Raw genomic sequence first — 21,490 nt, 5'->3', positions numbered from 1 at the left:
GGGCGGGTCGACCGTAGGGTCGACGGATACCAGCCCTCCCCCTCTGTCTGTGCGCCTGAGAGATTCGGTAGCCGACCACAAAGACCGGTGTCCCTTTCCCCGTGGGCGGGCAGCCGGATGCCACCGCTTTCCAGAGGCGTCGAATCACCGTGCGGTCCCTGTTGCCTGAGAGATTGACGGGGAGGTGCTGCTCCTTCGGCGCCCGGATTCTCACGAATCAAGGACTCTCCCGCACGGCGGCGACGCCCGCCCAGTCTAGTGGCATTTGCGCCACGCCGAGAATTCGGGCCGGATTCCGGCGCGCAGAAGAGGCCGGCATCGGGCGGCGCGGCTCATCAGTGCGCCTGACCGTCTCCCGATGGCGCGAACGGGCTCACTGAATCATCATGGAGGACAACCGCATTCCGCGAGGGAGTGCCCGCAGTACAGCTGTCCCGCAGAAACGGAGAAATCGGTGTTCGCCGCCTACCTCACGGTCACCATCCTCGGCGCGGTCTTCAACGGCGCCGCCGCCGTCACCTACCTGATCGGCCACGAATACCCCAAGACCCAGGCGGATATGAAGGGTGTGCCCCGCAAGTGGGTGCCGGTGCTCGGCCTCCTGCTGGCAGCGGGCACCGTCGGCCTGCTGGCCGGACTGGCCGTGCCGCTGCTGGGAACCCTCGCTGCCGTGGGCCTGGTGCTGTACTTCATCGGCGCGATCATCGCCCACCTGCGAGTGGGCTCCCGCAATGTCGTCGGCGGGATCGTGTTCCTCGCTACCGCGGTGGCCGCCTTGACGCTCGGCCTGCTCTATCACGGCGCCTGGTAGCCCCGCGGCACGAGGCGAACTAACCGGTCTTGCGGTTCTCCCGCACCTTGCGGCGGAAGGACAGCTCGTCTTCGGGTCGGTCGGTGATCGCGGTGGCGCGTTCGGCCGGGAAGGCGGCGATCGCGCCGGTCAGCTCACGCATGGCACCGCCGACGGCGATGCCGAATACGCCCTGGCCGCCCTGCAGTAAATCGACGACTTCCTCGGGTGAGGTGCACTCGTACACCGAGGTGCCGTCGGAGAACAGGGTGATCCCGGCCAGATCGCCCACACCACGGCTGCGCAGGTGATCCACGGCGATGCGGATGTTCTGTAAAGAGATGCCCGCGTCCAGCAGCCGCTTCACGATCTTCAGGACCAAGATGTCCTTGAACGAGTACAGCCGCTGACTGCCCGAACCCGCGGCGCCCCGTATCGACGGCACGACCAGCCCGGTGCGGGCCCAGTAATCCAGTTGCCGGTAGGTGATGCCCGCGACCTGACAGGCGCTGGGCACCCGGTAGCCGACCAGATCGTCCGGAACCGAATCGTCCGGGAACAAGCCAGGCTGTACGACATCCTGCGTCTGTTCTTCCACTGACCGCTCCTTCTGCCGACGTTCTCGGGTCGCCAGTCACGATGGATGTTGCCCGACTTTCGAGGTTACTCCTGCCATTGTCCGACCTGCGGTGTTGCTTCACCAAGCACCTAGGCCAGCGATTCCCTAGACCTCTACTTCAGGTTTACCAATTCGTGATCAGCTGTCGGTGGCCTTGAAATCGTCGGGCGAGACCGACTCGAGGAACTCCTTGAACTTCTCGACCTCGTCCTCGCGTTCGTCGGGCATCACCAGTCCCGCTTCGGCCAACACCGGTTCCTCGGCGTAGATCGGGCACCCCACGCGCAGCGCGATCGCCACCGAATCCGAGGGCCGCGCGGAGACCCGCAGGTCGCCGTCGAAGACCAGATCGGCGTAGAAGGTGCCCTCCTGCAGATCCACGATCCGCACTTCCTTGAGGGTGTGGCCCAGGTCGGTGATGAGGATCTTGATCAGATCGTGAGTCAACGGCCGGATCGGGGTGACCCCCTCCTGCTCGAGCACGATCGCGGTCGCCTCGGCCTGCCCGATCCAGATCGGCAGATACCGCTCCCCTGACGCTTCTCGCAGCAGCAGCACGGGCTGGTTCTGTGGCTGCTCGACACGGATGCCGATGACGCGCATCTCACTCATGAAGTGTCCTGCCTCCCATACTCGCCGCCGGCCGGCACGACAGCTGCACAGCTGGCCGTATCAACGAGTCTAGGCGAATTCTGGGGTGTGTATCGGAGTCGTTCGAGCCGAAATCGGTGTGTGGCCGGGGCGATACCTGATCACCGTGCCGGGTGTGTCAGCCGCCCAGCGCCGCGCGCACGGCGGCCTTCACCAGTGCGGCGTGCAGGTTCAGTGAGATCGCGGCGAGCTCGCGCACGGTTTCCTCGGCGCGGGCGCGCGCGTCGGCGTCGCGGCTCTTCGCGATCGGCGCGGCGATCTGCGCGATGAGCGCGGCCTCACGGTCGGCGGCGAGTTTGAACGCGCGCAGATGCCGTGCCTCCAAACCGAATTCGGCCATCGCCTTGGCCGCGTTGGCCAGGGTGACCGCATCGGATTCGAAGAACCCGCCCGCACCGGGCACGATCAGTCCCGCGTGCAGGAGATCGTCGAGGAAGCGGTCGTCGATATCGGCCTTGGCCAGCAGATCCGCTCGGGTGAGCCGAACGCCGATGTCCACGCGCAGTTCTTCCGGGGTGATCTCGCCGGGAACGACGCCGAGGCGTCGCGGCGGGGTATGGCTTTCGCCGTGGACACCCACGGAACCGGACACAGCGTGCCCGGCTTCCGCGGTGCCGTGGTGGGAGTGCGCGCGGGCGCGCGCTTCACGCACGCCCAACGTCGCCGCACCACTGTCGATCGCTTCCAACTGCTCCTTGATCACCTTCAACGGCAGGTACTGATCACGTTGCGCGGTCAGCACGAAACGCAGCCGTTCATAGTCGGAGCCCGAGAACCGCCGGTATCCCGACGGTGTGCGCTCCGGCCGGATCAGGCCCTCGGATTCGAGGAACCGGATCTTGGAGATGGTGATGTCGGGAAAATCTGGTCGCAGCAGGTCGAGTACGGAGCCGATCGACATTCCTCCGCGCGCCCACTGCGCCGCCCCTGTCACAGCACTGTGCCCTTCGCGAACCTCGCGGACACCAGTACCGTAGGGGTCACCGCGACCCCGCGCCCGACGCCGATTCGTTGGCCTGCGCGCGCGGACCGGTCAGGAAGACCAGTCGGAACTTGCCGATCTGGACCTCGTCGCCGTTCTGCAGTTCCGACGAATCCACCGGTTCCCGGTTGACGTAGGTGCCGTTGAGGCTGCCCACATCCACCACCTGGAACGAGTCATCGTCCTGACGGAACTCGGCATGCCGACGGCTGACGGTGACATCGTCGAGAAAGATGTCACTGTCGGGATGGCGGCCTGCCGAGGTGGTCGGCTGATCCAGCAGGAAACGCGAGCCCGCGTTCGGGCCACGCTTGACCACTAGGAGGGCCGCGCCGGCAGGCAGGCCCTCGACGCCCTGAACCGGCTGTTCGCCGGCCGGCTCTGCGGAGCGCGACGCGTCGACCTCGTTGAGGAAGTCCGCGCGGAAGACCGATGTCGTCTCGGCCGCGGTTTCCCCGTAACCCGGGTCCCTGTTCTCGCTCACCGTTTCTCTCCTCCTCGAACCTGATTATCCATGCAAACAGGTGCTGTATTCGGCGACACGACCGGCGCGATCACATCGCCAGGAAAGATCCCGGCGTCGATTCCCCGACGTATCCGCTTGGCTTTGACCGTACCCTGCCGGGGCGTGCCCGTGCAGGGAGAACTGTGAAGGCTGCGTCAGCCCCCGATAACTCCTTGGTAACCCGCCGCATCCAGCAGTTCACTCAGCAGCGCGTCCAGGGTGGCCTCGTCGTCGAACGAGAGCTCGAACAGCCAGCCCGCATCGTACGGATCGGTGTTCAGTGTTTCCGGTGCCTGCACCAGATCCTCGTTCACCGCAACGACTTTGCCGCTCAGGGGTGCGTAGATGTCGGACACGCTCTTGGTCGACTCGACCTCGGCGATGCTGTCGCCGACGGTCACGTCGTTGTCGACGTCGGGCAGTTGGACGAACACGACGTCACCCAGCTGTGACTGGGCGTAATCGGTGATGCCGACACGGACCGCCGTGGGGCTGGTCCGCCGCACCCATTCGTGCTCTTCGGTGTAGCGCAGTTCCTCAGGGGTCCGGGTCACTGGACGTCCTTTCCTCGTCGACGTTGCGCGTAACAGTATCGACTAGCTCCCGCGGTGCGGCACAGGCGGTGTCGATCGCGCCACCGCGACAGCCAGCCCCGCGTAGAGCACCCCGGTCCACACATACAGCGCTGTACCCCAGATCAGCAGTGCCCAACCGAACGCCCAGCCGAAACCGGCGCCCGCCCAGTCCATCTCCCCGGTCAGCAGCCACGGCAGCGCCGACATCAACGCGAAGGTGGCGGCTTTGCCCAGGTAGATCACTTCCGGCGCGGGCAGTTCGCGGCGCTTGTACACCGAAAGGCACGCGGTCAACACCAGGTCGCGAGCGATCAAGATCACTGCCAGCCACCACGGAATCAGCCCGCGGGCCACGAACGCCACCAGGGTGGTGACCAGATACACCCGGTCGACGAACGGGTCCAGCAACGCACCCAGCCGGGTGGACTGGTCGAGCAATCGGGCGAGTTTGCCGTCGAGGAAGTCGGTGAAACCGATGGCGATCATCATGATGAACGCCCAGCCGTCGGCATGCCGGACCACCATCAGCCACAGGAAGACCGGGATGGCGAACAGTCGCAGGATGCTCAAGACATTGGGCACGGTCAGGATGCGGTCGCTGAACACACCACCGGTGTCGGTGTCGTGCGTGCTCGGCCGTCCCGATTCGGTTGCCACGCCCATGCTTACCGCAGCCACCCCCGCTCGCGCCATCCGGCCACGCCGAAACGCCGTGGATCCGCTGCGGTGTACCGCGTGGCGCCGCCGCCCGCGCGCGGACCCGGTAACCTGGGCAGTCGTGTCCGACAGTGGTATTGATCTGCGCTCCTACGTTTCCGCCGAGGACGCCCGCGCACGCGGCCGCGCCGCCAGGGCGAGGGTTCCCGTCACCGAGCGTGACCGCGCGGCGGAGAGTCCCGATCGACCGTCGGTGCGCGAATTCATCGACACCAGCAACCGTGGCCGCATCGAACGTCTGATCCCGTTGCGGATCGGTCGAATGATCGCGTCGCCGTTCACCTTCTTCCGCGGTGCCGCCGGGCTGATGGCCGCCGACCTGGCCGCGGGGCCCGACAGCGGTCTGACCGCCCAGATCTGTGGTGACGCGCACGCGGCCAACTTCGGCCTCTACGGCACCCAACGTGGCGAGATCGTCATGGACATCAACGATTTCGACGAGACCGTGATGGGTCCGTGGGAGTGGGATCTGGAACGTCTGGCGGCGAGTCTGGTGCTGGCCGGGCGCGAGAGCGGCGCCGACGAGGACGACTGTGTGCGGGCCGCGCGCGATGCCGCCCGCTCCTACCGCAACACCGTGGCCGAACTGGCCCAGATGCCGTTCATGCAGTCGTGGACGGCCCTGCCCGACGAGTCGATCCTGACCAGTGCCAAGGCCGAGGATCTCCTAGATAACTTCAAGAAGGCCGCGAAGAAGGCTCGCAAGAACACCAGCGCCAAGGTGGTGGCGAAGTGGACGCAAGCCATCGACGACCACGAGACCGATATCCGCAAGCACCGTTTCGTCAGCGACCCGCCGGTGCTGACCGCGGTCGACGAGCAGGTCTGCAACGCGGTCATCGACGGACTGCAGCAGTACGCGGGCACCATTCGCGAATCCCGCCGCAACCTGTTGGACCGGTTCGCCGTGTCCGATGTCGCCTTTCGCATCGTGGGCACCGGCAGTGTCGGGCTGCACAGTTATGTGGCGCTGTTGCACGGCAACGAGGGTGAAGCGGTCGTGCTGCAGGTGAAAGAGGCGCGCCCGTCTTCGCTCACGCCGTTCCTGCCGCCGACCGCACCCCGGCACGAGGGCGAGCGGATCGTGGTCGGCGCGCGGACCGTGCAGTCCGAAACCGACATCCTGCTGGGCTGGACCACCATCGAACTCGACGAATCGACGCCGTTCATCGTGCGCCAGTTCCGCAACCTCAAGGGCAGTATCGACCCCGCGACCCTGTCGGCCGACGACCTCGACGACTACGGCCGCCTGGCGGGCGCACTGCTGGCCCGCGCGCACGCCCGCTCGCTGGACCCGCGCGCGCTGGCCGGTTACCTGGAAACCGACGATGACGACGACGACCGGTTCGAGGAGGCGGTGGCCCGGTTCGCGGTGCGGTACGCCGACCGCACCGAGGCCGACCACGCCGAGCTGGTCGCCGCGGTGGAGGCGGGCACGTTCGCCGCCGAACAGGATTGATCCAGCTACGATGTACGCCAACGGTTCTCGGCTCGATTTCGCCACGCCGGCGCGAACGACCAACGAAGGGCGGTCTCCATGCTCGTGCGCGTGCAGAATCCGGCTGGCAGCGATGCCGAGTCGGCGCTGATCGACTGGATGCGCACCTGGAAGGACCTGTCCAGCCCGCGCGGCGTGGCCACGATCAACTGCAGCCTGTTCCATGCCGACAAGCTGCACCAGTTCGACGCGGTGGTCTGGACTCCGACCAGTTGCGTGGTGATCGAGGCCGAGACGTTCACCGCACCCCAGGACGGCGTGTTGGAGATCCCGCTCAACGGTCCGTGGATGGTCTCCGGTGAGCTGGCGCAGTTCGCGGGCGCGGAGAAGTCGACGCCGCTGGAACGTTCACGCGACCACACCTTCGCCCTGCAGGACTATCTCGCCGCGCGCGGGCTGGGCCAGCGCGCGGTGCACGGCCTCGGCCTGATCGTGCCGATGCCCGGCGCGCAGATCGACGTGCATCAGGGGTGGAGCGACCCGAGTTTCGATGTGATCGTCACCGACGACCCGCACCGCCTCGAGGAGTATTTCGAGTTCCTGGCCGCCAAGGAACACAACCTGTGGACGGCCAACGACATCGCCATCGCGTTCCGCGGCCTCGGCATCCTGCCGTACCTGCCCGCACCGCAGGACCTGCTCAACGAGGGATTTCTGGGCCCGATCGATGTGACGCTGTGGCACGGCGGCCCCACGCAGGCGGCAGCGGAGCAGTACGCCGACGAGCAGGCCGAGCTCGAGCAGCAAGCGCAGTCGCGGGGGCTGGTCGCGCCCTGGTACAGCCCGTGGAAGCTGTATCCGCGCGTCGGCGGCGATCTCGATTTCGGGGCCGCGTTCCTGCGAATCACCCTCGCCTTGGGCATGATCGTGGCCATCGTGTGGGTGCTGTGGTTCGTGGTCACGGCGGTGCTCACCTACGGTCCGGCCTGAGTCGGCGGCTATCGTCGCGGGCGTGAATGTCCGCAGCGCCACCGTCGCCCGGGTGACCGCGATCGGTGCCGGTGCCGCCGTCACCGCGGCGATTCCGCTGACGTTTTCCGCGGGTGGCGGTGCGAGCGAGCTGGATTCAGCGGTCCCCGAGGTCTCCCCCGGTCTGGCCCCACTGTTGGTGATCCCGAGTAACGCGCCGGTGGTCGCTGCGCTGTTGCTGGCCGCGTGCGCCTGGTTCGTGCTGCGTCGTCAGTGGTGGCAGGCGGTGACGATGCTGGTGGTGCCCGAGGTCGCGTTGGTTGTCAACACGTGGTTGTTGAAACCGTTGTGGGACCGGCAGTTTCATGACTTCCTCGCCTACCCCAGCGGGCACACGGTCCATATGGTCGCTGTGGCAACGACTTTCGCGTGTCTGGTGACCGACCGGCTGACGCGCGTCGTGGTCGCGGTGCTGACCGTGCTGGCGCTGATCGTGATCACCCCCGGCATGGCCGCATTGGGGTACCACCGCCCCACCGATGTCCTCGGCGGGGCGGCAGCGGCCGCGGCCATGTCGATCGCCCTGTGCTGGATCTCCGACGCCCTACGGGGTGACCGAGAGCCGCGCGCCTGACCTAGCGGCGATCGAAAACGCTGGCGTCGTGCAGCATTTCGGCGCGCAGCATCGACTCCGGCACACCCATCGCCTCCACCAGCGTCAGCGCATCGGGGCGCAACCGGTCGACCAGTTCGTTCACCCCGCGCCGCACCGACTTGGCCCGTTCCACCGACATGAACCGGTGCATGATGTACCAGGCCAGGTTCTCCTCCAGCGACGCGTACACGTAGAGGTCGCAGACGGTTTCGGCCAGTGCCTTGGCGTCGGGGTCCTCGATGGCGGCGATCCCGTCGACGAATTCCTCGAGCACGAGCCGGTCGATATGCGCGGCACCGGCGGCCAGGATGTGGTCCTGGGCGTTGTTGAACGCCTCGAACGGGCCGGTGTCCTCGGCGCGGGCGCGCAGCCGGTGGGCGGCGGTGCGCAGCAGGTAGTCCTCGCGGTCGGCGAACAGCGCCAGTTGCACATCGCGTTTGGACAGGTCACCTTCGTCGACGGATTCGTCGTTGCGGTCGCGCAGGGTCTGGATCAGCTGACGCACGCCAGAGCGCTTGCGCACCACGTCACCGGCCATGGTGGCGGCGAACCGCACCCAGCCCAATGCGTCCAGATCACGGATTTCGTCGGAGTACGCGGTGAGCAGTTCCTTGGCCACCAGCTGGGTCAAAACAACATTGTCACCTTCGAAGGTGGTGAACACATCGGTATCGGCCTTCAATGTCACCAGTCGGTTCTCGGTGAGATAGCCTGCGCCGCCGCATGCTTCGCGACATTCCTGGATCGCGCGCGTGGCGTGCCGGGTCTGCGCGACCTTCAAACCGGCCGCCCGCTTCTCCAACGCGCGCTGCGAGCTCGGCTCTGTGTCCTGCCCGCGCTGGATCAAATCCATCCGACGCACGAGATCGTTCTGCGCGAACGCCAGCGCGAACGACTTCGCCACCAGGGGCAGCAGCCGACGCTGGTGGCTGCGGTAATCCAGCAGCAGCGTTTCCTCGCCGGTGTCGGGATCGGCGAACTGGCGGCGGGCCAGCGCGTACCGCACGGCGATGCTCAGGGCGACCCTGGCACCCGCGGCAGCCGCACCACCGACACTGACGCGTCCGCGCACCAGCGTGCCCAGCGTGGTGAAGAACCGGCGGCTGGGGTTCTCGATCTCGGAGCTGTACGTGCCGTCGGGAGCGACGTCGGCGTAGCGATTGAGCAGGTTCTCGCGCGGGATCCGCACGTGATCGAACACGATGCGTCCGTTGTCCACGCCGGGCAGGCCACCCTTGAGTCCGTCGTCGTAGGTGGTCACGCCGGGCAGGTCAGCGCCGAGTTCGTCGCGGATCGGCACCAGCAGACAGTGCACGCCCTTACTCTCCCCGCCCACGATCAGCTGGGCGAACACCGCCGCCATCCGAGCATGCACCGCGGCGCCGCCGATGTAGTCCTTGCGCGCCGAGGGGGTCGGGGTGTTGATCACGAATTCCTGGGTGGCCGGATCGTAGGTGGCCGTGGTTTCCAGGTCGGCGACATCGCTGCCGTGCCCGGATTCGGTCATCGCGAAGCAGCCGAGCAGATCCAGGGAGATCAACTGTTTGATGAAGTCGCGGTGCCGTTCGGTGCCCAGGTTTTCCACCGCGCCACCGAAAAGTCCCCACTGCACACCGGATTTCACCCACAGTGACAGGTCCGCGTAGGCCAACATCTCCAGTCCGGTGACCGCGCCGCCGGGGTCGCCGGTGCCGCCGTTCTCGGGCCGGAAACCCTTCTCCGGGTATCCCATGGTCGCGATGACGCGCATCTGGTCGAGCACGCGCGCCCTGGCCGCGTGGATGTCGAGTTCGGGATCGTCGGTGAGTTCCTCGCCGGAAAGCTGTGTGCGCGCCTGCTCCCTGATCGCGCGCCACGGTCCGTCCAACGCTGCGCGGAGATGTTCTGCCGTCGTCGATGTGCCGGTAGCCATGCTTCGACCCTAGCCCGCGTGCGCGGTGTCTCCCAGGCCCGAAACTCGGTACGGCCGAACTCTTGCCAACGGATTGAACGGCGTCCGGGCGATCGGCGCGGCTGCGGGGGTTTCGCCCGGGCTGGTGAACCATCACTTCGGTTCCAAGGACGGACTGCGCGCCGCCTGCGACGAGCGTGTGCTCGAGATCATCCGCGAAGAGAAGCTGCGCAACCTCCAGTCCCCGTCACCGGCGGGGATCCTGCACGCGATGGCCGAGATCGAGATCTACGCCTCCCTGGTGGCCTACATGCTGCGCAGTTTCCAGGCCGGCGGCGCACTGGCCATCTCCTTGCTGGAACACATGATCAGCGACGCGCAGCAGTACATGCAGGCGGGCGTCGACGCGGGCACGATCAAGCTCAGCCGTGATCACGCCGCGCGCGCTCGCTACATCGTGCTGTGTCACGTCGGTGCGATGAACCTCTACCTGCAGATGCGCACCCCCGGCGACGGAAAGCTGGACTACCGCAAGGCCATTCGCGCACTGTCCGACGAGATCACCTTCCCCGCGCTAGAGCTCTACACCCGGGGCTTGCTCACCGACTCCACCATGCTCGACACCCTTTTCGAGGAGTAGACGATGCTCACCTCCAGCACCGACCGGGTCATCGAGGTCGCGGACCTGCGAAAGACGTTCGGCCGCTTCACCGCACTGGACGGATTGGACCTGCGCGTGAACGCGGGCGAGATCCACGGCTTCCTCGGCCCCAACGGCGCCGGAAAGTCCACCACCCTCCGCGTTCTGCTGGGCGTGCTGCGCGCCTCCGGCGGCCGGGCGACGGTGTTCGGGCACGATCCATGGACCGATGCGGTCGACCTGCATCGCCGAATCGCTTATGTCCTAGGCGATGTCACGCTGTGGCCGTCGCTGTCGGGTGGCGAGACCATCGATCTGCTCGCCCGCATGCGCGGCGGGATCGACCAGGCGCGACGCGGCGAATTGATCGAACGGTTCGAGCTGGACCCGACCAAGAAGGCCCGCACCTATTCCAAGGGCAACCGGCAGAAAGTCGCACTGGTGTCGGCCTTTTCGGCGAACGCGGACCTGTTGATCCTCGACGAACCGACCTCGGGCTTGGATCCGTTGATGGCGAAGGTGTTCCAGGACTGCGTGCGGGCCGCCGCCGCGCGCGGTGCGACCGTGCTGCTGTCCAGCCACATCCTGTCCGAGGTCGAGCACCTGTGTGACCGGGTCACGATCATCCGGTCGGGTCGCACCGTCGAATCAGGATCGTTGAACGACCTGCGGCACCTGAGCCGCACCGCCATCACCGCGGACCTGATCGGCGATCCCGGCGATGTGAGCGCGCTGCCTGGTGTCGACGATGTCGAACGCGACGGCTCCACGCTGCGCTGCCGGGTCGACGCCGAACACCTGGGCGCGCTGATCCGGGTCCTCAGCGACGCGGGCGTGCGCAGCCTGACCAGCGCCCCGCCTACACTCGAGGATCTGTTCCTGTGCCACTACCACGTCGACAACACCGAGACCGCGGAAAAGGTGCACGCATGACCACCTTTGCCGCCACCCCGCACCGAACATCAGGCACCGCAACCGAATTCGTGGGCACCGGCCAGATGCTGCGCCTGTCCCTGCGTCGTGACCGCGTGATCGCGCCGCTGTGGTCGGTGCTGATCGGGTTGATGCCCGCCCTGCTCGTGGCATCGCACCGGGCGCGGCGTTCGCCGTGCGGGCGGTCGGCGACGCGGGAAACGGTGTGCTGTCGTGGTTTTCGCCGCTGGGCTGGTGCCTGCAGATCCGCCCATTCGCCGAGGAACGCTGGTGGGTACTGCTGCCGTTGGCGACACTGGGCACCGGCGCGAACCTGCTGGCCTATCAGCTGCTGCGCACCCGCGATCTCGGTGCGGGCCTGCTGGCCGACCGCCCGGGTCCGGCCGTGGCGGGCGGTGACCTGTCGGGTCCGGTGGGCCTGGCATGGCGGTTGCAGCGTGGCTCGCTGATCGCCTGGGCCACCGGATTCGCCCTGTACGAGCTGCTGATCGGCGGGGCGGTGACCAGCATCGGCGGCATGCTCGACGACAGCGACACCCCGCGCGATGTGGTCACCGCGCTGGGCGGGTCGGCGGATCTGGAGAAGTCGTTCATCGCCTACGCGGTCACCATGCTGGCCGCGGCCGCGGGCGCCTATTCGGTGTCGGCGGTGCTGCGACTGCACGAGGAGGAACGCTCGGGCCGCGCCGAAACGGTCCTGTCCGCAGCGGTCGGGCGCGTGCGGTACGCGCGACTCGGTGGGCAGCTTCCCGCAGTGGATTCTGGATCTGGTCCCCTTCGTGCACCCGCCGAAACTGCCCGGCGCGGGGTTCGACATCGTGCCGATCGCCTACCTGCTCGCGGTTGCCTCCGCGGGACTCCTGTTGGGGCTCATGGCATTCCGCCGTCGGGACCTGCACTGACGGGGTGAGCTCCGCCTACCGACCGGACCGGGGTGGCGTCGACTCGCCACCCCGGTGTCAGTACGCCCCGTCGCCGCGAGTGACCGCGCCGACCGTGCGCGCGATCAACGCCAGATCCAGCACCATCGACCAGTTCTCGACATACGACAGATCCAGCCGCACCGAATCCTCCGGCGACAGATCCGACCGCCCGCTGACCTGCCACAACCCGGTCACGCCCGGCTTCACCAGCAACCGCCGTCGCATCTCCCCGTCGTAGCTGTCGACCTCGCGCTGCACCTGTGGGCGCGGCCCGACCACGCTCATGTCCCCGCGCAGCACATTGAAGAACTGGGGCAGTTCGTCGAGGCTGTACTTGCGTAGGAACCGGCCCACCGAGGTCACCCGCGGATCGTCTTTCACCTTGAAGAACACCGGGTTTCCGCCGTTGCTCTCGATCAGCGCCTCCACCGCGCTCTCGGCGTTCACGAGCATGCTGCGGAACTTGATCATCCGGAACGGGATGCCGTCGCGGCCGATCCGCTCCGACAGGTAGAACACCGGCCCCGCGCTGGTCGCCTTCACCGCGATCGCGATCACGATCAGCATCGGCGCGATGAGCACCAATACCAGTGTGGCGAAACACAAGTCGAACAACGCTTTGTGACTGGACTTGGCGCGCCCGTAGCGCGGGGGGTCGATGTGCAACATGGGCATTCCCGCCACGAGTCGATTGGTCAATCGGGCCCCCGCGATGTCCACCACACCGGGCGCCACGATCAGATCCACGCCCAGCGGATCCAAAGCCCAAGCCATGCGCCGCAATTCGGCGGGCCCGAGATGCTCGGTGGCCGCCACGGCCACCGAATCGGCCCCGCTGCGCCGCACCGCCTCCAGCACCGAGCGATCGTCGCCGACCACCTCCGGTCCATCGGTGGTATCGAATTGCGCGCCAACAGATCCCGCGGGCACACACACCCCGACGATGCGATAGCCGGAGCCGGGGTCGCCGGTGAACGCGGTAGCCATCGCATGCGCGGCCTCGGGCGACCCGACCACCAACACCGAGGTGTGGCATCGTCCGCGAGCTCGCCACTGCCGCAACCGAATTCGCCATGCCAGGCGTCCCGCGATCAGCGCCGCCAAGCCGGCGGGCAGTGCGATGGCGAGATAACCTCGCGCGACCTCCACCCGGAACAGCAGCGCCAAAATCGCCAGCACCCCGAACAGTCGCAGGGTCGCCGACACCAGCCTGCGGAACTCCTCGCCGCCGGTGCCGACCGTCTGCGGTGCCCGGCTGCCGTACCCGTGCAGCAGCGCCAGCCACCCCACGGCCAGGGCCAGCGACACCACGGAATAGCCCACCTCGTAGGGCAGCGGCCAGGCCAGCGGCGGTGCGGCGGGGCCGCCGAAGCGGATGGCCTGCGCGGCCCCGACCGCGCCGAACACCGCGATGACGTCGGTGACGGCCAACCGCTGGACGAACGTGGACTGCCAATTCTCGCGTTGCGTACGGCGCATCGCCTGGACACCGTTGGCGACCTCTACGTCGCCGATACCGGTGAGCTCGTAGCTCATGAACCCACACCTCCCCTTCGGGAGACGAATCGTTTCCCGATCCCCGTCGACCGGGACGCGGCCACAGCGGCCGTGCCTGTTTCCCGTCGATTCGATCCCCGCTCGATGATTGTTACAGACCCTGGCGCGGCATTCATGCCGAAGTGTCACTGTCGCAATCGATTCCGATAGTTAGCCAGATCACACGGCAACCCGATGGCTATCACGAATATCGCTATCGCCTTTCGATATGAGTGCAGGACAGCCGCTTTCGGCAGTGAGTGGCGTCACAGAAACGTGAGAATCGGTCGGCCTCGCCGACAGTTAGCCGGTGCCGGATCGACCTGGTCGAACTCCGAAACATACCACGAATCTGTTTCTGCCCCGGCACCTTTCGGCGCCGGATGCCGCGCGCCGCTGTAACGTCTGACTCCGTCGGGCCGACGTCCGGCATGACCGGCATCAGCCGTGACATTTTTGGTGAACGGGTATGAAGGTGGGGGCTCCACGTGCAATGTCGACTCTGTGATTCCGAGAGGCTGCGCAGCGTTCTCGATTTGGGCGCGACGCCGCCGTGCGAGAGTTTCCTGGCCACGGCCGAACTCGATCTGCCGGAATCGACGTATCCGCTGCATCTGCGGCTGTGCGAGGACTGCCTGCTGTTGCAGATCCCGGCGCTGATCACTCCCGAGGACACCTTCACCGAGTACGCGTACTTCTCGTCGTTCTCCGACAGCTGGGTGCGCCACGCCGAACAGTTCGTCACCGACGCGGCGCAACGCCTGGACCTGGGTCCTGATTCGTTCGTCGTGGAGGTGGCCAGCAACGACGGCTACCTGTTGCGGCACGCGGTCGCGCGCGACATCCGGTGCCTTGGCATCGAGCCCTCGGTGAACGTGGGTCTGGCCGCGCGCCAAGCGGGCGTTCCGACGGAAACCGCGTTCCTGGACCAGGTTTCGGCCGCGCGGGTGCGCGCCGAGCACGGTCCGGCCGACCTGGTGGTGGCCAACAACGTCTACGCGCACGTGCCCGATCTGCGCGGGTTCACCCACGCGCTGCGCACCCTGCTCAGCGACGACGGCTGGCTCAGCATCGAAGTGCACCACGCGCTGAACCTGGTCGAACTTGGCCAGTTCGACACCATCTACCACGAGCACTTCCAGTACTACACCGTGCATTCCGCGCAGCGCGCGCTGGCGATCGCCGGTCTGACCGTCGTCGACGTCGAGCTGCTCGGTACCCACGGCGGTTCGATTCGACTGTGGGCCCGTCCCGACGCGGTCGCACAGCCGACGGCCCGGGTCGAGGAGGTCCTGGACCTCGAGCGGGCCGCGGGCCTGCACGAACCCGCCGGGTACGACACGCTGCGCGCCCGTGCGGAATCGGTGCGGCAGGAGCTGCTGCGATTCCTGCTGGACTGCCGCGCGGCGGGCAAGCGGGTGGTCGGCTACGGCGCACCGGGCAAGGGCAACACCCTGCTCAACTACTGCGGCATCCGCCCCGACCTGCTCGAGTACACCGTGGACCGCAACCCGTACAAGCACGGCCGCTTCACCCCCGGCACCCGCATCCCGATCCACGCGCCCGAACGCATCGACGCCGACCGGCCCGATGTGGTGCTGGTGCTGCCGTGGAATCTGGAAACCGAGATCACCGCCCAGCTGCGCCACGTCGCGCAGTGGGGTGGCGAACTGATCTATCCGCTGCCGGTGCTGCATCGCGGCACCATCGACGTCGGTACGCCGGTGACGGCCGGCGCACACTCCGAAGGAAAGTGAACCAACCGATGAAGGTCGTCCTGTTCTGCGGCGGATACGGCATGCGCATGCGCGGCGGTTCCGGCGATGTCGTGCCCAAGCCCATGCAGCTGGTGGGCCCGCGCCCGCTGCTGTGGCACGTGATGCGCTACTACGCGCACTACGGCCACAAGGAGTTCGTGCTGTGTCTTGGCTACGGCGCCGAGCACATCAAGAACTTCTTCCTGACCTATCAGGAGTCCGCGTCCAACGACTTCGTGATCCGCAACGGCCAGCTCGAGCTGCTGGGCACCGATATCAGCGACTGGTCGATCACCTTCGTGGACACCGGTGTGGAGTCCGCGATCGGGGAGCGGCTGCGCCGCGTGCGTGACCACCTCGACGGCGACGAGTACTTCCTGGCCAACTACGCCGACGTGCTCACCGACGCACCCCTGGACACCATGATCGAACGTTTCCACGCCTCGGGCGCTGCCGCGTCGATGATGGTGGTGCCCCCGCAGTCCTCGTTCCACTGTGTCGATATCGCGCCCTCGGGCGAGGTGAAGGACATCATCCCGGTGGCGCAGATGCCGCTGTGGGAGAACGGCGGCTACTTCGTGCTCAGCCAGGAGATCTTCGATCTGCTGCCGCCCGGCGGTGACCTGGTCGCCGACGCGTGCGGCACGCTGGCCGGGCAGGGCAGGCTGTTCGGGTATCAGCACATGGGCTTCTGGAAGCCCGCCGACACCTTCAAGGAACGCGCCGAACTCGACGACGCCTACCGCAACGGCACCCGCCCGTGGATGGTGTGGGACCAGCCGTGATCGGGTTGTTCACCCAACCACCTCGCCGCATCGCGGTGCTGGGCGCGCACTGCGACGACATCGCGATCGGTATGGGCGCAACGCTTCTCGCGCTCACCGCGGCAGATCCGCAGGTGCGGGTGCGGGCGCTGGTGCTGTCGGGTGGCGGCACCGCACGCGAGGACGAGGAGCGCGCGGCACTGACCGCGTTCTGCTCCGGCACCGAACCCGACCTGCGGGTCCTCGACGTCCCTGACGGTCGAGCACCCGCGCACTGGGACCGGATCAAGGACGCCCTCGCGGAGTTTCGTCGCGGCGGCGAACCCGAAGTGGTGTTCGCCCCGCATCGCGGCGACGCCCACCAGGACCACCGCCTGCTGGCCGAACTGGTGCCCACCGAGTTCCGCGACCACCTCACCCTGGGTTACGAAATCCTCAAGTGGGAGACCGACACCCCGACGCCGACGCTGTACCACCCGTTGAGTCATGCACTGGCCCAACAGAAGTCGGAACTGCTGCACAAGCACTACCCGTCGCAGACCGGCCGCGACTGGTTCGACGACCAGGCTTTCCTCGGGCTGGCCCGGCTGCGTGGCGTGCAGTGCCACGCACCGTATGCCGAGGCGTTCGTGCTCGACAAAGCGATCATCAGATGGGAACAGACGTGAACATGCGGGTACTTGTCACCGGACATCAGGGCTACCTCGGCACCGTGATGGTGCCGGTATTGCAGGCGGCGGGCCACCAGGTCACCGGCCTGGACATCGGCTACTTCGCCGACTGCGTGCTCGGTGAATTCGCCGGTGACCCAACGGGTTTGGCGGTGGACCTGCGCGAGGTCACCGTCGAACACCTGCGCGGTTTCGACGCGGTGATCCACCTGGCCGCGCTGTCCAACGATCCACTGGGTGCCCTGGCACCAGAGATCACCTACGACATCAACCATCACGCGTCGGTGCGCCTGGCCCGCCTGGCCAAGGAGGCCGGGGTCGCGCGGTTCCTGTACGCGTCCACCTGTTCGGTCTACGGTGCCGCCGGTGCCGACCTGGTCACCGAGGACGCTCCCCTGCGTCCGATCACGCCGTACGCCGAGAGCAAGGTGCGCGTCGAAGACGACGTGGCCGCCATGGCCGACGACAGCTTCGTGCCGGTATTCCTGCGCAACGCAACAGCTTTCGGGTTCTCACCGCGTCTGCGCGCCGACATCGTGCTCAACAACCTGGTCGGTTACGCCGTGCTCACCGGCGAGGTGAAGGTGCTGTCCGACGGCACTCCATGGCGTCCGCTGGTACACGCGCAAGACATCGCGACTGCGTTCGCGACCTGTCTGACCGCGCCCGCCGCGGACGTGTCGTGCAAGGCGTTCAATATCGGCACCGAGGTCAACAACCTCACCGTGGCCGAGATCGCCGCCTCGGTCGTGGAGGCCGTACCGGGTTCGCGACTGCTGATCACCGGCGAAAGCGGTGCCGACCCACGTTCCTACCGGGTCGACTTCTCTTACGCACGTGAGGTTCTCGGCTTCGAAGCGCAGTGGACGGTACCCGCGGGCGCGGCCGAGCTGTTCACCGAGTACACCGCGCGCGGACTCACTTCCGACGCGTTCTTCCGCCGCTTCACCCGGCTGCCGCACCTGCAGGGCCTGTGCGATTCCGGCGTGCTGGACGCGCAGCTGCGTCGGATCAGTGCGTCGGCGTCAGCCTAGCCAGCAACGCGGCCCAGCTGTCGGCCTGCGCGTCGCGCGCGGAGACCGGGCCGATGGGCAGCGGCCAGTCGATGGCCAACTCGGGGTCGTCATAGGCGACCCCGAGGTCCTCGGCGGGATCGTGCGGACGGTCGATGCGGTAGCAGACATCGGCGACTTCGGTCAGCGCCTGGAAACCGTGCAGGAAACCCGGCGGTACATACAGGTGGTGGAAGTGCTCATCGTCGAGCCGAAATGCTTGGCGCGCACCGAAAGTCGGCGATTCGGGACGAATGTCGACCAGCACGTCGTACACCGCACCGTGCGCGCACCGCACCAGCTTCGCCTCCCCACGCCCACCACGCCCGTGCATCCCGCGGATCGTGCCCAGCACCGACCTCGACTGCGAATCCTGCACGAAACTCGCCGCCGCCCCTGGTACGCCCAGGTGAGCGTCGAATTCGCCCGCGTCGAAGGTTCGGGTGAACAGTCCACGCTCGTCCCGGAACGGTTCGGGAACCAGCACCACCACGTCGGCCAATTCGGTCTGCTCGATACGCACGAGGACATCCTGCCATGACCCGCCGATGCCGCGGCTGCGGAAATTCCACGCTCACACCCGTTCTCGACCTGGGGGCTGTGCCCGCGGCCGATCACTTTCCGCCACGTGACACTGCGATCGCGACCTACGACGCGGGCCACCCGCTGCGCATGGACCAGTGTGCCGACTGCGGACTGGCCCAACTCGCCGACGACGACACCGTCACCGCCGAACCCCGCGGCATCGAACCGCAGGCACTGCGCGACCAGGCCGCCGCAGCAGTACGCCTGGTGCACGATGCCGGGCTGCTGCACGGCCACACAGTCACCGAGTTCGGCAGTCCGCACGGGGGCACCTGGCTGCCACTGTTGACCGAACACGGCTTCACCGAAACCGCTGGTGGCCCAGCCGATGTGGTTCTCGACTGTTTCGGCATCATGCACGAACCCGACCAGCGGGCCGCCTTCGCAGCCCGTGCCGCGGCCACGGCCGCTGATGGCGTGCTGCTCGTGCAGTACCACTCGCTGGCCACCATCGTCGCCCAAGGCCAGTGGAATGCGTTGCGGCACGGGCACTTCGCCTACTACAGCCTGCGAACACTGCGTAGCCTGCTGCAGGCCGCGGGCATGAGCGTGGTCACCGCGTGGGAGTTCGACCTCTACGGCGGCACCGTACTGCTCGCGGTCCGCCACGGCGACCACGCACCCGACGCCGCGGTCGAGAAGATCCTCGCGGCAGAGGCCGAAGCGCTGGCAGCCACCGCACAGCTTCAGGACACCGTCGACCGGCACGTCCACGCCCTGCGCGACTGGCTGGAAGCCGGTGCGGCACAAGGACACCGGGTGTACGCCTACGGCGCCGCCTCCCGCGCCGTAGCCCTGCTGGCCATGGCGGGTGCCCACCGCGGCCTGCTCGCCGCGGTCGCCGACGCCTCACCCGCCAAACAGGGCTGCCGCATGCCGGGCACCGATGTGCCGATCATCTCCCCCGCCGAGTTGGTCGCCGCGAACCCTGACGTCGTGCTGTTGACGCTGCCCGACCTGCTCGCCGAGGTCCGCACCGCCCTGCCCGAACTCGACGGTCGCTGGACTATCGACGATCCGGGTGGCCCACGCCGGTAATAGTGTCGTGCGAAGACTGTGGCATAGACGATCTTATGTTGATCAGCGCATGATCGAATCCCGTGGGATACTCGGAACGCCCAGCGCCGCACCATGATCGAACTTCGGTCACCGCTGGACCACCGCAGCGTCGCGGTGGCCGGCGCCCAGATCCTCCGGGGGCCAGCGGCGTCGAACGCAGCGTTCGACGGGCGAGTATCCAGGGGACATCTGATGAGGGGAAACACTGTGTTTCGTCCGCGCGCGCTGCGCATTGCCGCGATGACTTCGGCCATCGCCGTCGGTCTGGCGATGGGGGCCGGCTCCGCCGGTGCCGGAATCGACAGCAGCAGTACCGTTCTCGACGGCAAGAACCGCACCGTCGAGGCCATCCAATCCGACACCCGTATCGACTTCGTCGCCCCGCTGGACGGAAACCCGCTCACCCGTGAGTGGTTCCACAGTGGCGCGGCCTCCTACCTGGTCACCGGCCCCGACGCCGCGGACTGGTCGGGCCACATCACCATCGGCTACCAGGTCGGTTACCCGGCCACCCTGGACGGCAAGCTCAAGTTCGAGTGGTCCACGCCCAGCCTCGGCATCGAGATCGGCAGCGACCCCAGCGCCTCCATCGACGGCCTGATCCCGCAGGCGGGCATCGAACTGGCCGTGGGCTTCGGACCGGGCATCCAAGAGGTCGAGGTCGCGGGCGGCGACATCTCCGGAGCCGAAGGCGTGCTTCGCCTTTCGGGCTTCCACGGCACCGTCACCGGCGTGCTCGGACAGACCAACGTCCGCCCGTTCGTGAAGATCGTGGGCGCGGGCGGCGACACCGTGGTCACCTACGGCAAGACCTTCTCCATCTGATCCGAAACGCCCCGGCGGGAATCGACCCGCCGGGGCGTTGGAACATCGTGCGCTGAACTATTTTCCGCCGGGCGAACAGCTATCCGCCGGGACGAACCGCACCGACCGCACCCAGCGTGCGCACCCGCACGCGTTCCATGATCTGACCCACCAACCGCAGGTCCCCGGTGAAAACATCACCGCGCGTGACCAATTCGGGGTAATCGGTGGCGATCCGATGGTGGAAGCGGTACATATCGGTGAGCTTGGACCTGGTGGTGGTGCGGCTGCACAGGTTGAACGAGGAATTGCGCCAGGCCGCCACGATGCGGTCCATCCCGACGAAGTGCCCACCGGTGGCCACCCGCGCGAACAGGTCGACATCCATCGGGAACACCAGGTCGGGCCGCAACCCACCCACGCGCTGGTAGTCGGCCAGCCGGAACATCGCCGCGGCCGTGGGCCCGAACTCCGCCGGTCCCCGGCGCACAATGACTTTGGCCAGTTCCCGTGGCGTGCGACGCCCGAGCAGTCCCGGCAGTCCGAGGTCGCTTTCCAGCAGTTCGCCCTGCTCGTCGATCACATCGAAGCGTCCCGCGCAGATCGCCACCGACGGGTCCGCCATCAGCGCCCACTGTTCGGTCAACGCACCGGGGCGCAGAATGTCGTCCGCGCACACGACTTTCACCAGGTCACCCGACGCGGACCGGATCACTCGGTCCCAGTTGGCCCCGATCGGCAGCACCGATTCGTTGCGCAGCACCCGCACGCGCGGATCGCCGGTGGAGTGGGCGATCTCGCCGGTGCGGTCGACGCTGGCATTGTCGAGCACGAGCACTTCGAAGTCGGCGTCTTCGGCGAGCACCGACTCGAGTGTGACCGCGAGCGTGCGCTCGGCGTCGTAGGCAGGTATACACACCGTCAACGCGGAAACCATGTAGGCACTCCCTGTTATCGGGGCGCGCCTTGTTGCA

Annotated in this window: 23 protein-coding genes and 1 riboswitch; of the genes, 13 read left to right on the top strand and 10 right to left on the bottom strand. The window is 67.2% G+C overall.

The genetic code is table 11. The features are described from left to right. Positions 1-142: 142 nt before the first annotated feature. Positions 143-242, bottom strand: a riboswitch (glycine riboswitch). 212 nt (positions 243-454) lie between these two features. Continuing rightward, entirely contained in the window at positions 455-811 is a 357-nt protein-coding gene (locus ACFWU5_RS10430) for a DoxX family protein (protein ID WP_379241776.1), read from the top strand. Between the two features lie 19 nt (positions 812-830). Here ACFWU5_RS10430 and ACFWU5_RS10425 read toward each other — a convergent pair whose 3' ends face one another. From ACFWU5_RS10425 to ACFWU5_RS10400, 6 genes are all read right to left on the bottom strand, one after another. After that, the gene (locus tag ACFWU5_RS10425) at positions 831-1,388 is read right to left on the bottom strand and encodes a MerR family transcriptional regulator (RefSeq protein WP_379241775.1); all 558 of its coding nucleotides are present in this window, start codon (positions 1,386-1,388) and stop codon (positions 831-833) included. A gap of 159 nt (positions 1,389-1,547) precedes the next feature. Then, positions 1,548-2,021, bottom strand: a complete 474-nt coding sequence (locus ACFWU5_RS10420) for a bifunctional nuclease family protein (RefSeq protein WP_056817654.1) — start codon at positions 2,019-2,021, stop codon at positions 1,548-1,550. A 157-nt stretch (positions 2,022-2,178) separates the two neighbouring features. Then, positions 2,179-2,961: a MerR family transcriptional regulator gene (locus ACFWU5_RS10415; protein ID WP_379241774.1), complete on the bottom strand. Its 783-nt coding sequence runs from the start codon at positions 2,959-2,961 to the stop codon at positions 2,179-2,181. A 79-nt stretch (positions 2,962-3,040) separates the two neighbouring features. Next, positions 3,041-3,526, bottom strand: a complete 486-nt coding sequence (locus ACFWU5_RS10410) for an FHA domain-containing protein (protein ID WP_379229676.1) — start codon at positions 3,524-3,526, stop codon at positions 3,041-3,043. 176 nt (positions 3,527-3,702) lie between these two features. Next, on the bottom strand, positions 3,703-4,101 hold the full coding sequence (gene gcvH / locus ACFWU5_RS10405) for a glycine cleavage system protein GcvH (RefSeq protein ID WP_379241773.1): 399 nt from the start codon (positions 4,099-4,101) through the stop codon (positions 3,703-3,705). A 42-nt stretch (positions 4,102-4,143) separates the two neighbouring features. Then, positions 4,144-4,785 (bottom strand): CDP-alcohol phosphatidyltransferase family protein, encoded by a 642-nt coding sequence (locus tag ACFWU5_RS10400; protein ID WP_379241986.1) that lies wholly within the window; start codon positions 4,783-4,785, stop codon positions 4,144-4,146. A 115-nt stretch (positions 4,786-4,900) separates the two neighbouring features. Between ACFWU5_RS10400 and ACFWU5_RS10395 the strand changes: the two genes are divergently transcribed. From ACFWU5_RS10395 to ACFWU5_RS10385, 3 genes are all read left to right on the top strand, one after another. Continuing rightward, complete coding sequence (locus tag ACFWU5_RS10395) at positions 4,901-6,298, top strand: DUF2252 domain-containing protein (RefSeq protein WP_379266887.1); 1,398 nt, start codon at positions 4,901-4,903, stop codon at positions 6,296-6,298. A gap of 90 nt (positions 6,299-6,388) precedes the next feature. After that, positions 6,389-7,267, top strand: a complete 879-nt coding sequence (locus ACFWU5_RS10390) for an NERD domain-containing protein (RefSeq protein ID WP_379241771.1) — start codon at positions 6,389-6,391, stop codon at positions 7,265-7,267. Between the two features lie 22 nt (positions 7,268-7,289). Continuing rightward, positions 7,290-7,880 (top strand): phosphatase PAP2 family protein, encoded by a 591-nt coding sequence (locus tag ACFWU5_RS10385; protein WP_379266886.1) that lies wholly within the window; start codon positions 7,290-7,292, stop codon positions 7,878-7,880. 1 nt (position 7,881) lies between these two features. Here ACFWU5_RS10385 and ACFWU5_RS10380 read toward each other — a convergent pair whose 3' ends face one another. Continuing rightward, positions 7,882-9,813 (bottom strand): acyl-CoA dehydrogenase, encoded by a 1,932-nt coding sequence (locus ACFWU5_RS10380; protein ID WP_379241769.1) that lies wholly within the window; start codon positions 9,811-9,813, stop codon positions 7,882-7,884. Positions 9,814-9,886: 73 nt separating this feature from the next. Here ACFWU5_RS10380 and ACFWU5_RS10375 point away from each other — a divergent pair, with 73 nt between their 5' ends. The 3 genes from ACFWU5_RS10375 to ACFWU5_RS10365 all read left to right on the top strand — a co-directional run bounded on the left by ACFWU5_RS10375 (position 9,887) and on the right by ACFWU5_RS10365 (position 12,275). Next, positions 9,887-10,432, top strand: a complete 546-nt coding sequence (locus ACFWU5_RS10375) for a TetR family transcriptional regulator (protein WP_379266885.1) — start codon at positions 9,887-9,889, stop codon at positions 10,430-10,432. Between the two features lie 3 nt (positions 10,433-10,435). After that, positions 10,436-11,365, top strand: coding sequence for an ATP-binding cassette domain-containing protein (locus tag ACFWU5_RS10370; RefSeq protein ID WP_379266884.1), 930 nt, complete (start codon positions 10,436-10,438; stop codon positions 11,363-11,365). Between the two features lie 109 nt (positions 11,366-11,474). Further along, positions 11,475-12,275: a hypothetical protein gene (locus ACFWU5_RS10365; protein WP_379266883.1), complete on the top strand. Its 801-nt coding sequence runs from the start codon at positions 11,475-11,477 to the stop codon at positions 12,273-12,275. A 49-nt stretch (positions 12,276-12,324) separates the two neighbouring features. Here ACFWU5_RS10365 and ACFWU5_RS10360 read toward each other — a convergent pair whose 3' ends face one another. Next, positions 12,325-13,824: a sugar transferase gene (locus ACFWU5_RS10360; RefSeq protein ID WP_379266882.1), complete on the bottom strand. Its 1,500-nt coding sequence runs from the start codon at positions 13,822-13,824 to the stop codon at positions 12,325-12,327. A gap of 488 nt (positions 13,825-14,312) precedes the next feature. Between ACFWU5_RS10360 and ACFWU5_RS10355 the strand changes: the two genes are divergently transcribed. Genes ACFWU5_RS10355 through ACFWU5_RS10340 form a run of 4 tightly spaced genes read left to right on the top strand, consistent with a single transcriptional unit; the run spans position 14,313 to position 18,050 of the window. Further along, a complete protein-coding gene (locus tag ACFWU5_RS10355; protein WP_379266881.1) occupies positions 14,313-15,581 on the top strand; it encodes a methyltransferase domain-containing protein in 1,269 nt (422 codons plus the stop codon). Positions 15,582-15,589: 8 nt separating this feature from the next. After that, the gene (locus ACFWU5_RS10350; RefSeq protein WP_379266880.1) at positions 15,590-16,366 is read left to right on the top strand and encodes a glucose-1-phosphate cytidylyltransferase; all 777 of its coding nucleotides are present in this window, start codon (positions 15,590-15,592) and stop codon (positions 16,364-16,366) included. Continuing rightward, on the top strand, positions 16,363-17,013 hold the full coding sequence (locus tag ACFWU5_RS10345; protein WP_379266878.1) for a PIG-L deacetylase family protein: 651 nt from the start codon (positions 16,363-16,365) through the stop codon (positions 17,011-17,013). Before ACFWU5_RS10350 ends, ACFWU5_RS10345 begins: the two co-directional genes overlap by 4 nt. Before the next feature lie 2 nt (positions 17,014-17,015). After that, positions 17,016-18,050 carry an NAD-dependent epimerase/dehydratase family protein gene (locus tag ACFWU5_RS10340; protein ID WP_379241985.1) on the top strand — a complete coding sequence of 345 codons (1,035 nt, stop codon included), beginning with the start codon at positions 17,016-17,018 and terminating at the stop codon, positions 18,048-18,050. Here ACFWU5_RS10340 and ACFWU5_RS10335 read toward each other — a convergent pair. Further along, positions 18,028-18,591 carry a dTDP-4-dehydrorhamnose 3,5-epimerase family protein gene (locus ACFWU5_RS10335; protein WP_379241760.1) on the bottom strand — a complete coding sequence of 188 codons (564 nt, stop codon included), beginning with the start codon at positions 18,589-18,591 and terminating at the stop codon, positions 18,028-18,030. The genes ACFWU5_RS10340 and ACFWU5_RS10335 overlap by 23 nt on opposite strands. Before the next feature lie 14 nt (positions 18,592-18,605). On the opposite strand from ACFWU5_RS10335, the gene ACFWU5_RS10330 reads away from it, so the two are divergent. Together ACFWU5_RS10330 and ACFWU5_RS10325 are read left to right on the top strand one after the other, a co-directional pair. Continuing rightward, positions 18,606-19,691 (top strand): class I SAM-dependent methyltransferase, encoded by a 1,086-nt coding sequence (locus ACFWU5_RS10330; RefSeq protein WP_379266877.1) that lies wholly within the window; start codon positions 18,606-18,608, stop codon positions 19,689-19,691. A 213-nt stretch (positions 19,692-19,904) separates the two neighbouring features. Beyond that, complete coding sequence (locus ACFWU5_RS10325) at positions 19,905-20,537, top strand: MspA family porin (RefSeq protein WP_379266876.1); 633 nt, start codon at positions 19,905-19,907, stop codon at positions 20,535-20,537. 79 nt (positions 20,538-20,616) lie between these two features. Here the strand turns inward: ACFWU5_RS10325 and ACFWU5_RS10320 are convergent, their stop codons facing one another. After that, positions 20,617-21,453, bottom strand: coding sequence for a glycosyltransferase family 2 protein (locus ACFWU5_RS10320; protein ID WP_379266875.1), 837 nt, complete (start codon positions 21,451-21,453; stop codon positions 20,617-20,619). Positions 21,454-21,490: the final 37 nt, after the last annotated feature.

The organism is Nocardia sp. NPDC058640, assembly GCF_042716995.1.
Classification (GTDB): Bacteria; Actinomycetota; Actinomycetes; order Mycobacteriales; family Mycobacteriaceae; genus Nocardia.
The sequence above is the reverse complement of the archived record's forward strand: the minus strand, read 5'-3'. Positions and strand labels throughout refer to the sequence as shown.